Consider the following 12,076-nt stretch of genomic DNA (forward strand, 5'->3'; position numbering starts at 1 on the left):
TGATTTTTGGCACGCTGTTGAGTTCTCAAGGAACGGACGCTTCCTTTGTACTCACCCTCTCGGGCTTTCCTCCGGGCGCTTCCCTTCGGTCTTGCGTTTTCAACTCTACCAGATCCGTTTTCCGTTCCGTTTCCGGTTCGGAGTTTGTATCCGGCGGCCGTTGAAAGGCCGGTTGCCTCTGCGATTGCCTTTCGGCTCTCTTTCGGCGTTTCCGACTTTATCAGAAGTTTTCGGCCGGTCTGACCGGCTGTTCATTCCTGAGTAATCGGGAAGTGGCTTCTCGGGAATCGAATTCCAGGAAGCAGGCAGAGACTAACTGCCACCACCGGACATGTCCAGTTCTAGGCAACTGTTCGAATCTACCTCCCCGCGTGACCCGTGTCAACGGCTCCCGTGGGGCGAAGAGGAGACTAGCAGCTCAGCGGGGGTGCACGCACATCAGGCGGCCGTCGGCACGCCCGCGCTGCGCTCGGACTCCTCGACGTCACCCGTGTCGCCGGCCCGGGCGGCGCGTCCGCCGAGGACATACACGTACGCGAGAAAGGCCAGTTCGGCCGCGATTCCGATGCCGATGCGGGCCCAGGTCGGCAGGCCGGACGGGGTGACGAACCCTTCGATGGCTCCGGAGACGAAGAGGACCAGGGCCAGGCCCATCGCCATGCCGAGAGCGGCGCGGCCCTCCTCGGCGAGCGCCGAACGCCGGGAACGCGGCCCGGGGTCGATCAGGGTCCAGCCCAGCCTCAGTCCCGTACCCGCGGCCACGAAGACAGCCGTCAGCTCCAGGAGGCCGTGGGGCAGGACCAGGCCCAGGAAGGTGTCCAGGCGGCCGGCCGAGGACATCAGGCCGATGCCGACACCGAGGTTGAGCATGTTCTGGAAGAGGATCCACAGGACGGGTATGCCGAGGAAGACGCCCAGGACCAGGCACATCGCGGCGGCCTGGGCGTTGTTCGTCCAGACCTGGGCCGCGAAGGACGCGGCAGGGTGACTGGAGTAGTAGGTCTCGTACTCGCCGCCCGGACGGGTCAGCTCGCGCAGTTCCGCGGGGGCCGCGATGGACGACTGGACTTCCGGATGCGTGCCGATCCACCAGCCCAGGAGGGCGGGGACCACGATGGAGACGAGAGCCGTCGGCACCCACCAGTGGCGCGAGCGGTAGACCGCCGCGGGGAACCCGTGGGTCAGGAACCGGGTGACATCACGCCAGGAGGCGCGGCGGGTGCCCGTCACGGCACTGCGCGCGCGTGCCACGAGCAGGCTGAGCCGGCCGGTCAGCTGCGGGTCGGGGGCGCTGGACTGGATCAGCGAGAGATGGGTGGCGGCGCGCTGGTAGAGGGCGATCAGTTCGTCGGCTTCGGCTCCGTCGAGGCGGCGCCGGCGGCGCAGGAGCGCGTCGAGGCGGTCCCATTCGGCGCGGTGCCTGGAGACGAAGACGTCGAGGTCCATCGGGTGGGCTGCTCCTCCGGCTGCTCGGCGTTGAGTATCAGCTTGTCGTACTGGGGCGCGATGCGTCCTCAGCTTGGCAGACTGACCCTGTTCGGAGCAGGTCAGGCCCCGGGCGGATCAGGGGAAGGACGGCAGGCGTGAGTGAGCTAGTGACGGGCGAGGCGGTAGCGCTGGAGCTGCGCCCCGCGAAGCTGCCGAGCCGTGCCCTGGCCGTGCTGCTGGATCTGGTGGTGACGGTCGTCGCCTATGTGGTGGTCACGATCGCCCTGCTGGCTGCCACGGCCGCGCTGGACGAGGCGGCGCAGCTGGCGGTGTCGGTCGCGGCTTTCCTGCTCGTTCTGGTGGGCGGGCCGATCGCGGTGGAGACGCTCAGTCACGGGCGTTCGCTGGGGAAGCTGGCGTGCGGGCTGCGGGTGGTGCGGGACGACGGTGGCCCGATCAGGTTCCGGCACGCGCTGGTGCGGGGCGCGGTCGGGCTGGTCGAGATCCTGATGACGTTCGGGGTCGTCGCGTGCATCGCCTCCCTCGTGTCGGCCCGGGGCCGGCGGCTCGGCGACGTGTTCGCGGGGACCCTCGTCGTACGGGAGAGGGTTCCGGCCGGACGGACGTCCTTCGTGCCTCCGCCGCCTCCCTGGCTGGCGGGGCGGTTCTCCGCTCTCGATCTGTCGGCGGTCCCGGACGGGCTGTGGCTCGCGGTCCGGCAGTACCTGACGCGTTTGCAACAGCTGGACCCGCAGGTCGGCGCGGCGATGGCGGAGCGGCTCGCAGGCGACCTCACGGCGCGGACCGGCACCCCGGCGCCCTACGGCATTCCGGCGGCCGCGTATCTGGCGGCCGTGATGCAGGAGCGGCAGGTACGGGAGGCGCGGCGCGCTTTCGCCTGGCAGGCGGCGCGGCATCCCGGGCCGCCCTCACCCGGTCCCCTGGCCGTGCCGCCCTACGCGCCCCCGACGGCCTTCCCGCCACCGGTGCCGCTGCCACCGCGGCCGGTCTCGCCACAGCCGCCGTTCCCTGAGCCGATGTCTCCCCAGCCGACGTTTCCGCAGTCGTCGCCGTACGGGCCGGGGGGCCCTGTCCGGCCGCCGCGGGACGAGCGGGGCGGCGGTCCCTCCACGGGGTTCGCGCCGCCCGCGTGAGCGTTCCCGCCGAGCCGGGTGCCGTGCCGTGTGCCGTCAGGTGAACGCCGAGGGCGGGGATTCGAGGTCCTCCAGCTCGACGCCGGGGGCCGCCAGCACCACGTCACCGGCGAGGTGGACGGTGTGCTGCTCACCCGTGTCGAGCGCTGTGACCTGGTATTCGTCCACGGTCAGGGGGCCGTTGTCAGTGGCGTGTGCTTCTCTCTTCATCAGCGCCCACGACTGGTCGAGGGTGCGGGGGGCGAGGACCGGGTCCGTGAAGGCGACGAGGCGTACACGCGTCGAGGAGGCATCGGGGGTGAGGCGCAGGAGACGTGCGGTGGCGACGAGGAACGCGGGGGATGTGCCGGTGAAGGCGTGGGCGCGGACGTTGCCTTCGGTGGCATGGGCACCGGTGGGGTCGGTGCGGACCCAGGTGACGCCGTCGAGTGCGGCGCCGCGGACCTGCCAGCTCGCGGCGTTCAGTTCGAGACGGATGGGGCGGCCGAGTTCGTCGAGGGCGAGGTCGACGGAGCCGGCGTGATCGCCGGTGGGGGTGGTCAGCTGCGAGACGTAGCGCCAGCCGGAGGGACCGGGGGCGCAGTGGAAGTGCTCTTCACCGAGGGGGGTGTGGTCGTGCGGGTCATGAAGCGAATATCGGCCGCGGGGCATGGGGGTCCTGGGTAGTCTTCCGGGTCCGGTCCGGCAAGGGGCAGGCCCCCGTCACGGGGGTGCGGGGGCCTGCCTTGGACCTGCTGCTGAGAAGTGCGCGCGGCTCAGTAACGGTAGTGGTCCGACTTGTACGGGCCCTCGACCTCCACGCCGATGTACGCGGCCTGCTCGGGGCGGAGCGTCGTGAGCTTCACTCCGAGCGAGGCGAGGTGCAGCCGGGCGACCTTCTCGTCGAGGTGCTTGGGCAGCACGTAGACGTCGGTCGGGTACTCGGACTGCTTGGTGAACAGCTCGATCTGGGCCAGGGTCTGGTCCGCGAACGAGTTGGACATCACGAAGGACGGGTGACCGGTGGCGTTGCCCAGGTTCAGCAGGCGGCCCTCGGACAGCACGATGAGGACCTTGCCGTCGGGGAAGGTCCAGGTGTGGACCTGTGGCTTGACCTCGTCCTTGACGATGCCGGGGATCTTGGCGAGGCCGGCCATGTCGATCTCGTTGTCGAAGTGGCCGATGTTGCCGACGATCGCCTGGTGCTTCATCTTGGCCATGTCCGAGGCCATGATGATGTCCTTGTTGCCCGTCGTGGTGACGAAGATGTCGGCCTGGCCGACGACCTCGTCGAGCGTCGTGACCTGGTAGCCGTCCATCGCCGCCTGGAGCGCGCAGATCGGGTCGATCTCGGTGATGATCACGCGGGCGCCCTGTCCGCGCAGGGACTCCGCGCAACCCTTGCCCACGTCGCCGTAGCCGCAGACGACGGCGGTCTTGCCGCCGATCAGGACGTCGGTGGCCCGGTTGATGCCGTCGATCAGGGAGTGGCGGCAGCCGTACTTGTTGTCGAACTTCGACTTGGTGACGGCGTCGTTCACGTTGATCGCCGGGAACAGGAGGGTGCCGTCGCGGTGCATCTCGTAGAGACGGTGCACACCGGTCGTGGTCTCCTCGGTGACGCCACGGATCTCGGAGGCGAGCTGCGTCCACTTCCGCGAGCCCTCGGTGATGGTGCGGTGCAGCACTTCGAGGACGACGCGGTGCTCGTCGGACTCGGCGGTGTCGAGGGAGGGGACCTTGCCGTCCTTCTCGTACTCGACGCCCTTGTGGACGAGGAGGGTGGCGTCGCCGCCGTCGTCGAGGATCATGTTCGGGCCGCCGGTGGGGGTGTTCGGCCAGGTCAGAGCCTGCTCCGTGCACCACCAGTACTCCTCCAGGGTCTCGCCCTTCCAGGCGAAGACCGGGATGCCCTGGGGGTTGTCGGGCGTGCCGTTCGGGCCGACCGCGATGGCGGCGGCCGCGTGGTCCTGCGTGGAGAAGATGTTGCAGGAGGCCCAGCGGACCTCGGCGCCCAGGGCGGCCAGGGTCTCGATGAGCACGGCGGTCTGCACGGTCATGTGCAGGGAACCGGTGATCCGGGCGCCGGCGAGGGGCTGCGCCTCGGCGTACTCCTTGCGGATCGACATCAGGCCGGGCATCTCGTGCTCGGCGAGGGTGATCTCCTTGCGGCCGAAGTCGGCCAGGGAGAGGTCGGCGACCTTGAAGTCCTGTCGGCTGTCGACAGTCGTCATGTCGGGCTGCTCCTCGGGGTTGGGGCGAGGTGGGTACGGCTCAACTGCGCAGCGGCCGGGCAGGGGTGCCCGGAGCGGGGCACATGAGTGCCCCGGCGCGCGCGGCGCAGTCCGTCGGAGGCCCTCTCTCCCTCGGCCGGTCCGCGGTGGGACCGCCCGACCGCCATCAGCAGCGACGTCTGGCTCAGTCACCAAGCTACACCGGGCGGACCGCCCTCCCCAGTCCGCCTCCCGGCCGGGCGGCGGGGCGGGGCCGGATTCTGGACGATGTGCGGACCGATCGCTGCGGTGAGCCAGCGGGGGCGGGAGCGGGGGCGGGGGGAAACAGCAGGGCCCCGCCTGTTCGGCGGGGCCCTGCTGGGGGTGTGGCGGGCGGTCAGTGGCCGGGAGCCGCGGACGGGCCGCCGGGCGTGGCCTCGCGGTCCGCGCCCCGAGCCGCCTCGGTGTCGCTGTAGATGTCCGGCTCCAGATAGATGACGCGGGCGATGGGGACGGCCGCGCGGATGCGGGCCTCCGCGGCGTCGATGGCGGAGGCGACCTCGGCGGCCGTGTCGTCGTGCCGGACCGCGATCTTGGCGGCGATCAGCAGCTCCTCCGGGCCCAGGTGGAGGGTGCGCATGTGGATGATGCCGGTGACCTTGTCGCCGTCCACGATCGCGGTCTCGATCTTCTTGACCTCTTGTGTGCCGGCTGCCTCGCCGAGCAGCAGGGACTTGGTCTCCGCGGCCAGGACGAGGGCGATCAGGATGAGCAGGACACCGATGCAGAGGGTGCCGATGCCGTCCCAGACGCCGTCGCCCGTGAGCAGGGCCATGCCGACGCCGCCGAGCGCGAGGACCAGACCGACGAGCGCGCCGAAGTCCTCCAGGAGGACGACCGGCAGCTCGGGGGCCTTGGCGCGGCGGACGAACTCCGTCCAGGAGAGGTCGCCGCGCAGGGGGTCGGACTCCTTTATGGCGGTGCGGAAGGAGAAGCCCTCGGCGATGATCGCGAAGACCAGCACGCCCACCGGCCAGTACCAGTGCTCCAGCTCGTGCGGGTGCTTGATCTTCTCGTAGCCCTCGTAGATCGCGAACATGCCGCCGACCGAGAAGAGGACGATGGAGACGAGGAAGGCGTAGATGTAGCGCTCGCGGCCGTAGCCGAAGGGGTGCTGCGGGGTCGCCTCGCGCTGGGCCTTCTTGCCGCCGAGCAGCAGCAGGGCCTGGTTGCCCGAGTCGGCGAGCGAGTGCACGGATTCCGCGAGCATCGAGGACGAGCCGCTGAAGAGGAACGCCACGAATTTCGATGCAGCGATCGCGAGGTTGGCGCCGAGTGCCGCCATGATCGCTTTACTGCCGCCTGACGCGCTCATGTAGTCGAGGTGTCCCTTCGTACGCCGTCCAGGGCTTTGCCTGCCTTTTGCCAGTGGGTCATTGTTGCAGCCCCTTCGGGCGACGCCGCGTCAGGCCACCACAGTGGCCCGGAACACCGTCCCCGCACCGGACACTTCGGCTTTCTCACCCGCCGGGACGAAGACCGATCCGCCGGGGACCAGGTCGAGGTCGCCGACCCGTACGGAACCCGCCGTGCACAGCAGGATCTGCGGGGTGCCGAGCGTGAGGTCGTGGGCGCCCGCGCCCTCGGGCAGGACGTACCGGGAGAGGCGGAACTCGTCGATGGGGGTCTCGTAGACCTCCTCGCCGTCGGCCGAGGCCTCCGGGCGCAGGACGTTCGGGTCGCTCGCCTCGAAGCGGACGACGCGCAGCAGTTCGGGGACGTCGACGTGCTTGGGGGTGAGGCCGCAGCGCAGGACGTTGTCGGAGTTGGCCATGATCTCGACGCCGAGTCCGGTCAGGTAGGCGTGCGGTACTCCGGCGCCCAGGAACATGGCCTCGCCGGGCTGCAGCCGCACGTGGTTGAGGAGCATCGCCGCGATCACGCCGGGGTCGCCCGGGTAGTGGCGGGCGAGGCCGGCGTACGGGGCGTAGGCGCCGCCGAGACGGGTGCAGGCGGCAGCCGCCTCGGTGACCGTGCGGGCCATCTCGTCGGGGTCGGCGGTCAGCAGCGCCGTCAGTACCTCGCGCAGCGCGGCGTCCTCGGGGTGGGCGTGCAGCAGGTCGACGTACGGCTTGAGGGAGTCGACCTCCAGGCCGGCGAGGAGCCCGGCGGCCTCGCCGGGGGCGCGGAAGCCGCACAGCCCGTCGAACTCCGTCAGGGCGCAGATCAGTTCGGGTTTGTGGTTGGCGTCCTTGTAGTTGCGGTGCGGCGCGTCGATCGGGATGCCGCGCCGCTGCTCGTCGTCGTATCCCTCCCTGGCCTGCTCCAGGTCGGGGTGGACCTGGAGGGAGAGGGGCGCGCCGGCGGCGAGGATCTTCAGCAGGAACGGCAGCCGCGGGCCGAACCGGGCGACCGCGGCCCGTCCCAGCTCCCGCCCGGGGTCCGCGCCGATGACCTCGGCGAGGGTGCCGCGGCCGGTCCGCGAGGGGGCGCCGGGGTGGGCGCCCATCCACATCTCCGCCTGCGGTTCGCCGGTCGGCTCGACGCCGAGCAGCCCCGGGATGGCGGTGGTCGAGCCCCAGGCGTAGGGGCGGACGGTGTTGTCGAGGCGGTCCATGTGTCCTTCTCCGTACGTACGCTGCTCGGCTGGCGCTGGTCACCAGGCGTCGGCGGGCCCGCGCGGGGGCGCGGGGTGCGTCGCGGCGGGCCGACGGCCGCCCGGGGTGGGGTCCAGGTCAGGCCGTCGAGGCGAGCGCCAGGTAAACGGCGGCGAAATCCGTGACGGCGATCAGCTCGGCGAGGGTCTCGAGTTCGCTGCCTTCCTCGGGTTCGAGTTCGCTGATCGCGGTGTCGTGGCCGAGGGCCAGTTCGCGGGCGGCGGGCGCGGCGGTGAGTCCTCCGGCCGGGCGGTCGCGGAGCAGCACCACCCGGGCGTGCAGGGCCTGGGCCTCCTCGACACGGTCACGGAAGAAGTCGTCGGGGTCGGCGCCGGCGGCCAGCGCCCCGGCCAGCAGCGTGCTGTGGAAGGTGAGGGCCTCGGGGAGTTCGGCGGTGAGCCCGGGGCGGCCCGCGAGCTCGGCGATGGCGGCGGCGAAGCGGCGGCCGGTGGGGCCCGCGGAGTGTCCCTCGGTCCAGATGACGGGCAACGCCTCGGCGAGCTCGACGGCGAGGGTCTTGGCGGGGTTGCTGTACGTCGCGATGGCCGGGCCGCAGCGCTCGGCGACGTGGTCGAGGCGGTCGGCGACCTTCTGCAGGGCCTCGGGCGGTGCCGTGAGCAGGCCGGTGCGGTCGAGGAGCGCGAGCAGCGGGGTGAGCAGCGCCCACAGGACGCCGGGGGCGGACCCCACGGGCTCGTCCTGCTCGTACGGGGCGGTCGCCATCGGCAGGAAGAGGCCGTGCGCGCCGTCCACGGCCTCGGTGACCGGTGTGCTTCCGGGGGCCACGGCGACGACCGAACAGCCGCGCCTGTACGCCTGTTCGACCAGGAGGGCGAGGCCCGGCTCGCTGCCGTCGGGCGTGGCGACGAGCAGCAGGTCCACGGAGCCCGCCCAGCCGGGCAGCTCCCAGCGCAGGGCGCCGGCCGCGGGGGCGACGCCGGTGGGGGCCAGCCGGATGACGGGGCAGCCGGCGCCGGCGAGGGTGCCGAGCAGGTCGGCCACGCATCCGGCGGCGGCGCCGGGGCCCGCGATCAGGACGGCGCGGGGCCGCCCGTCCGGCCTGAGGGTCGCGACGCCCGCCTCGGCGGCGTGCCGGGCGGCCGTGCGCACGCGGGCGCCCGCCTCGGCGGCGCCGCGGAGCAGACCGCGGCGGTCCGCCCCGGCGAGTGCCTCCGGGGCGTCGAGCAGCGATTCGTCGAGCATGGGCGGCAGTCTCCGATCGCCGGTTCGTCGTTACTCGGGGCGACGGGCTTCGTCGACGAGGAGTACGGGGATGCCGTCCCGGACGGGGTACGCGAGGCCGCAGCCCTGGCCGGTGCAGACCAGCTCGCTCTCCTCCTCCGTGAGGGGGGCGTGGCAGGCCGGGCAGGCGAGGATCTCCAGGAGGCCGGCTTCGAGCGGCATGAGGGGTCCCTTCGGGAGACGGAAGTGCGTGGATGCGGCCTGGTCAGCGTACCGCCGCTGGGGCCGGGGCGGCGGGCCCGGCGGCCCCGGCGCGGGCCGGTGGCCCCGGCGCGGGCCGGTGGCCCCGGCGCGGGCCGGTGGCCCCGGCGCGGGCCGGTGGCCCCGGCGCGGGCCGGTGGCCCCGGGGCGCGGCCGGCGGTGTGCGGCCGGCCGCGTGCGCGTCGGCGTCCGCGCCGGGGCTCAGCCCCTGATGATCGCCAGGGCCTCGTCGCGGGCCTTGGCCATGGTCGCCTCGTCCCGGGCCTCCACGTTGAGGCGCAGCAGTGGCTCCGTGTTGGAGGGGCGGACGTTGAACCACCAGTCCTCGGCGGTGACGGTCAGGCCGTCGAGCTCGTCGAGGGTGACGCCGTCACGGCCCTCGTACGCCGCCTTGATCGCCGCCAGGCGGCCCGCCTGGTCGTCGACGGTGGAGTTGATCTCGCCCGACCCGGCGTACCGGTCGTACTGGTCGACGAGGGCGGACAGTGTGCCGTCCTGGCCGCCGAGCGCGGCGAGGACGTGCAGGGCGGCGAGCATGCCCGTGTCGGCGTTCCAGAAGTCGCGGAAGTAGTAGTGGGCGGAGTGCTCGCCGCCGAAGATCGCTCCCGACGAGGCCATCTCGGCCTTGATGAAGGAGTGGCCGACGCGGGTGCGGACGGGGGTGCCGCCGTTCTCCCGGACGACCTCGGGGACCGACCAGGACGTGATCAGGTTGTGGATGACGGTGCCGCCGCCGTGCTTGGCGAGCTCCCGGGAGGCGACCAGGGCGGTGATCGCGGACGGCGAGACGGGGTCGCCGTTCTCGTCGACGACGAAGCAGCGGTCGGCGTCGCCGTCGAAGGCGATGCCGAGGTCGGCGCCCTCCGCGCGCACCCGCTCCTGGAGGTCGACGATGTTCTTCGGGTCGAGCGGGTTGGCCTCGTGGTTCGGGAAGGTGCCGTCCAGCTCGAAGTACATCGGGACGACGTCCAGCGGCAGCCCGGCGAAGACGGTGGGGACGGTGTGCCCGCCCATGCCGTTGCCCGCGTCGACGACGACCTTCAGGGGCCGGATGGAGGTCAGGTCGGCGAGGCCGCGCAGATGCGCCGCGTAGTCCTCCAGCGTGTCCCGGCTGGTGATCGTCCCCGGTTCGGCGCCGGTGTCCGGTGCGCCGGACTCGGCCCAGGACTCTACGAGTTCGCGGATCTCGCCCAGGCCGGTGTCCTGGCCGACCGGGGCGGCGCCCGCGCGGCACATCTTGATGCCGTTGTACTTGGCCGGATTGTGCGAGGCCGTGAACATGGCGCCCGGCAGGCCGAACGCGCCCGAGGCGTAGTACAGCTGGTCCGTCGAGCAGAGCCCGATCTCGGTGACGTCGACGCCGCACGCCGCCGCGCCGCGTGCGAAGGCGCGGGAGAGGCCGGGCGAGGAGGGCCGCATGTCGTGCCCGATCACGATCGCCTCGGCACCGGTCACCTGGGCGAACGCGGCGCCGAACAGCTCGGCGAGCGGCTCGTCCCACTGGTCCGGGACCACCCCGCGTACGTCGTACGCCTTCACGATCTGCGACAGATCAGCAGCCACGGCCAGCCTTCCTGGAGTCCATTCGGTGTCCCCAAACTACCCGCCGGACGACCTGTCAGGCCCGACCGTCCGCACTGCGGCGCCGAACGTGCCCGGGACGGCGCGAGGCGGCCTGGTCACGGGGGCCGGTCCGGTCCGGACGGGATCGGTCCGGGCGGCACGGGTCCGGGCCGGACTCAGGGGTGGTGGGGACTCAGGGGCGGTGTGGACTCACGGGCTGTGCGGACGGCGGGCTCGACTCGGTGACCGCCGCGGCCCGTTCACGCGTGGCCGGGGCGGGCGGGAGGCGGGACTCAGCTGTCCGGTGAGCGCAGCACCCGGAGATGGCCGCGGCGCGCGACCTCGCGGGGGTCGGCCGTACGGGCGCCGCCGCCGGCCTCGGCGGTGCGCTGCTGCGGACGGGCCGCCTCGCGCACGGCGTTGGCGAGGGCTTCGAGGTCGTCGCCGCTGGGACGGGCGGGGCCCGCGCTGTCGGCGAGACGCACGACCTCCCAGCCGCGGGGGGCGGTGAGGCGCTCGGAGTGCTCGGCGCACAGGTCGTAGCAGTGGGGTTCGGCGTAGGTGGCGAGCGGGCCGAGGACCGCTGTCGAGTCGGCGTAGACGTACGTCAGCGTCGCGACGGCGGGACGGCCGCAAGCGGTGCGCGAACAGCGACGTACAAGGCTCACGACGTTGGACGGTACCGCACTCTTGAGCGGGCCGCGACGACTCTCCCCCAGGTCACTCCCCCGTGTCGTGCTGTGAGACGGCCCACATCGCTGTCCTGGGCCACTTGGCTGACCTGGTGCGACGGTCCGGGACGCGCCAAGGGGAGGGGCCGGATCCGGTCACCGAGTGGTGCAAACACCGTCAATTGCCGGGAGTTAAACGGTCAAGGAGGGAAACGAAATCAAGCCCAACTTGGCTGGAACGGTCATCGAGTGACACGACGTGGGCATCGATTGACGCCCGGACACCGGCGGGCGGGCAGGCCGGACCACCGGTCACCGTGTACGCCGGATGGCCGACCCGGAACGGTCCGGGCGGCAGGGGTCCGGCGCCGCGTGGGCACCGGGCGCCTGGGGGGTGTCTGACACCGCGACGCCGCGGGCCTGTGTCAGACACCCCTCACGGGCGGTGAGGACTACGCTTCGTCGGTGATGGACAACCCCGTACCGCCCCCCGCCGCCGCACCCGGGCCCCGCCGTCGTGACCGCCACGGAAGAGGGATGCGCGGCCCTGTCGCGCCGCCCCAGGTGCCGCTCTCCGCGAGCCGCGCCGAGGTGTTCGCCGATCTCGTGCAGGACTCCGTGGAGCGACTGGAGCGGCGCTGGCCGCAGCTCGCCGAGATCGACTTCCTGGTCCTCGAGGTGCCCCGTCTCGACGCTCCGGGTGAGGCCTGGTCCGACGAACCGGTCCCCCTGGGCGGCACCATGCCCTCGCGCGAGGGCCGGCCCGCGCGGGTGGTCGTCTACCGCCGCCCGGTGGAGATCCGCACCAAGGGGCGCGACGAACGCGCCGCCCTGGTGCACGAGGTGGTCGTGGAACAGGTCGCGGAACTCCTGGGCCTCACGCCGGAGACCGTGGACCCCCGGTACGGCGAGGACTGACCCCGGCCAGGGCGGGGGCCGATGCCGGGCGGGTCAGGGACCGACGCCGG

At 72.3% G+C, this 12,076-nt stretch carries 11 protein-coding genes; 2 read left to right on the plus strand and 9 right to left on the minus strand.

Going from position 1 to position 12,076, the window contains the following annotated elements:
• Positions 1-438: 438 nt before the first annotated feature.
• Positions 439-1,446, minus strand: a complete 1,008-nt coding sequence (locus ACFY93_RS32800) for a stage II sporulation protein M (protein WP_391365566.1) — start codon at positions 1,444-1,446, stop codon at positions 439-441.
• A 137-nt stretch (positions 1,447-1,583) separates the two neighbouring features.
• On the opposite strand from ACFY93_RS32800, the gene ACFY93_RS32805 reads away from it, so the two are divergent.
• On the plus strand, positions 1,584-2,582 hold the full coding sequence (locus ACFY93_RS32805) for an RDD family protein (RefSeq protein WP_391365567.1): 999 nt from the start codon (positions 1,584-1,586) through the stop codon (positions 2,580-2,582).
• Between the two features lie 36 nt (positions 2,583-2,618).
• Here the strand turns inward: ACFY93_RS32805 and ACFY93_RS32810 are convergent, their stop codons facing one another.
• The 8 genes from ACFY93_RS32810 to ACFY93_RS32845 all read right to left on the minus strand — a co-directional run bounded on the left by ACFY93_RS32810 (position 2,619) and on the right by ACFY93_RS32845 (position 11,156).
• Positions 2,619-3,233 carry a hypothetical protein gene (locus ACFY93_RS32810; RefSeq protein WP_391365568.1) on the minus strand — a complete coding sequence of 205 codons (615 nt, stop codon included), beginning with the start codon at positions 3,231-3,233 and terminating at the stop codon, positions 2,619-2,621.
• Positions 3,234-3,337: 104 nt separating this feature from the next.
• Complete coding sequence (gene ahcY / locus ACFY93_RS32815) at positions 3,338-4,795, minus strand: adenosylhomocysteinase (protein ID WP_391365569.1); 1,458 nt, start codon at positions 4,793-4,795, stop codon at positions 3,338-3,340.
• 376 nt (positions 4,796-5,171) lie between these two features.
• Positions 5,172-6,149, minus strand: coding sequence for a cation diffusion facilitator family transporter (locus ACFY93_RS32820; protein WP_391365570.1), 978 nt, complete (start codon positions 6,147-6,149; stop codon positions 5,172-5,174).
• A gap of 90 nt (positions 6,150-6,239) precedes the next feature.
• On the minus strand, positions 6,240-7,391 hold the full coding sequence (manA, locus tag ACFY93_RS32825; RefSeq protein ID WP_391365571.1) for a mannose-6-phosphate isomerase, class I: 1,152 nt from the start codon (positions 7,389-7,391) through the stop codon (positions 6,240-6,242).
• A gap of 118 nt (positions 7,392-7,509) precedes the next feature.
• Positions 7,510-8,634 (minus strand): SIS domain-containing protein, encoded by a 1,125-nt coding sequence (locus tag ACFY93_RS32830; protein WP_391365572.1) that lies wholly within the window; start codon positions 8,632-8,634, stop codon positions 7,510-7,512.
• A gap of 30 nt (positions 8,635-8,664) precedes the next feature.
• Positions 8,665-8,835: a Trm112 family protein gene (locus ACFY93_RS32835; protein WP_391365573.1), complete on the minus strand. Its 171-nt coding sequence runs from the start codon at positions 8,833-8,835 to the stop codon at positions 8,665-8,667.
• A 240-nt stretch (positions 8,836-9,075) separates the two neighbouring features.
• Positions 9,076-10,437 carry a phosphomannomutase/phosphoglucomutase gene (locus ACFY93_RS32840; protein WP_391365574.1) on the minus strand — a complete coding sequence of 454 codons (1,362 nt, stop codon included), beginning with the start codon at positions 10,435-10,437 and terminating at the stop codon, positions 9,076-9,078.
• Positions 10,438-10,730: 293 nt separating this feature from the next.
• Complete coding sequence (locus ACFY93_RS32845; protein ID WP_391365594.1) at positions 10,731-11,156, minus strand: DUF3499 family protein; 426 nt, start codon at positions 11,154-11,156, stop codon at positions 10,731-10,733.
• Positions 11,157-11,576: 420 nt separating this feature from the next.
• Here ACFY93_RS32845 and ACFY93_RS32850 point away from each other — a divergent pair, with 420 nt between their 5' ends.
• A complete protein-coding gene (locus ACFY93_RS32850) occupies positions 11,577-12,026 on the plus strand; it encodes a metallopeptidase family protein (RefSeq protein ID WP_391365595.1) in 450 nt (149 codons plus the stop codon).
• The last annotated feature ends 50 nt before the right edge of the window (positions 12,027-12,076 follow it).

Origin of the sequence: Streptomyces sp. NPDC008313, from assembly GCF_042956125.1 — a bacterium.
In the GTDB taxonomy this organism is placed as follows: Bacteria; Actinomycetota; Actinomycetes; order Streptomycetales; family Streptomycetaceae; genus Streptomyces.

Coding starts and splice junctions, on each gene's coding strand:
- ACFY93_RS32800 (WP_391365566.1), bottom strand. CDS start 1,446: ATGGACCTCGACGTCTTCGTCTCCAGGCACCGCGCCGAATGGGACCGC.
- ACFY93_RS32810 (WP_391365568.1), bottom strand. CDS start 3,233: ATGCCCCGCGGCCGATATTCGCTTCATGACCCGCACGACCACACCCCC.
- ahcY (WP_391365569.1), bottom strand. CDS start 4,795: ATGACGACTGTCGACAGCCGACAGGACTTCAAGGTCGCCGACCTCTCC.
- ACFY93_RS32820 (WP_391365570.1), bottom strand. CDS start 6,149: ATGAGCGCGTCAGGCGGCAGTAAAGCGATCATGGCGGCACTCGGCGCC.
- manA (WP_391365571.1), bottom strand. CDS start 7,391: ATGGACCGCCTCGACAACACCGTCCGCCCCTACGCCTGGGGCTCGACC.
- ACFY93_RS32830 (WP_391365572.1), bottom strand. CDS start 8,634: ATGCTCGACGAATCGCTGCTCGACGCCCCGGAGGCACTCGCCGGGGCG.
- ACFY93_RS32835 (WP_391365573.1), bottom strand. CDS start 8,835: ATGCCGCTCGAAGCCGGCCTCCTGGAGATCCTCGCCTGCCCGGCCTGC.
- ACFY93_RS32850 (WP_391365595.1), top strand. CDS start 11,577: ATGGACAACCCCGTACCGCCCCCCGCCGCCGCACCCGGGCCCCGCCGT.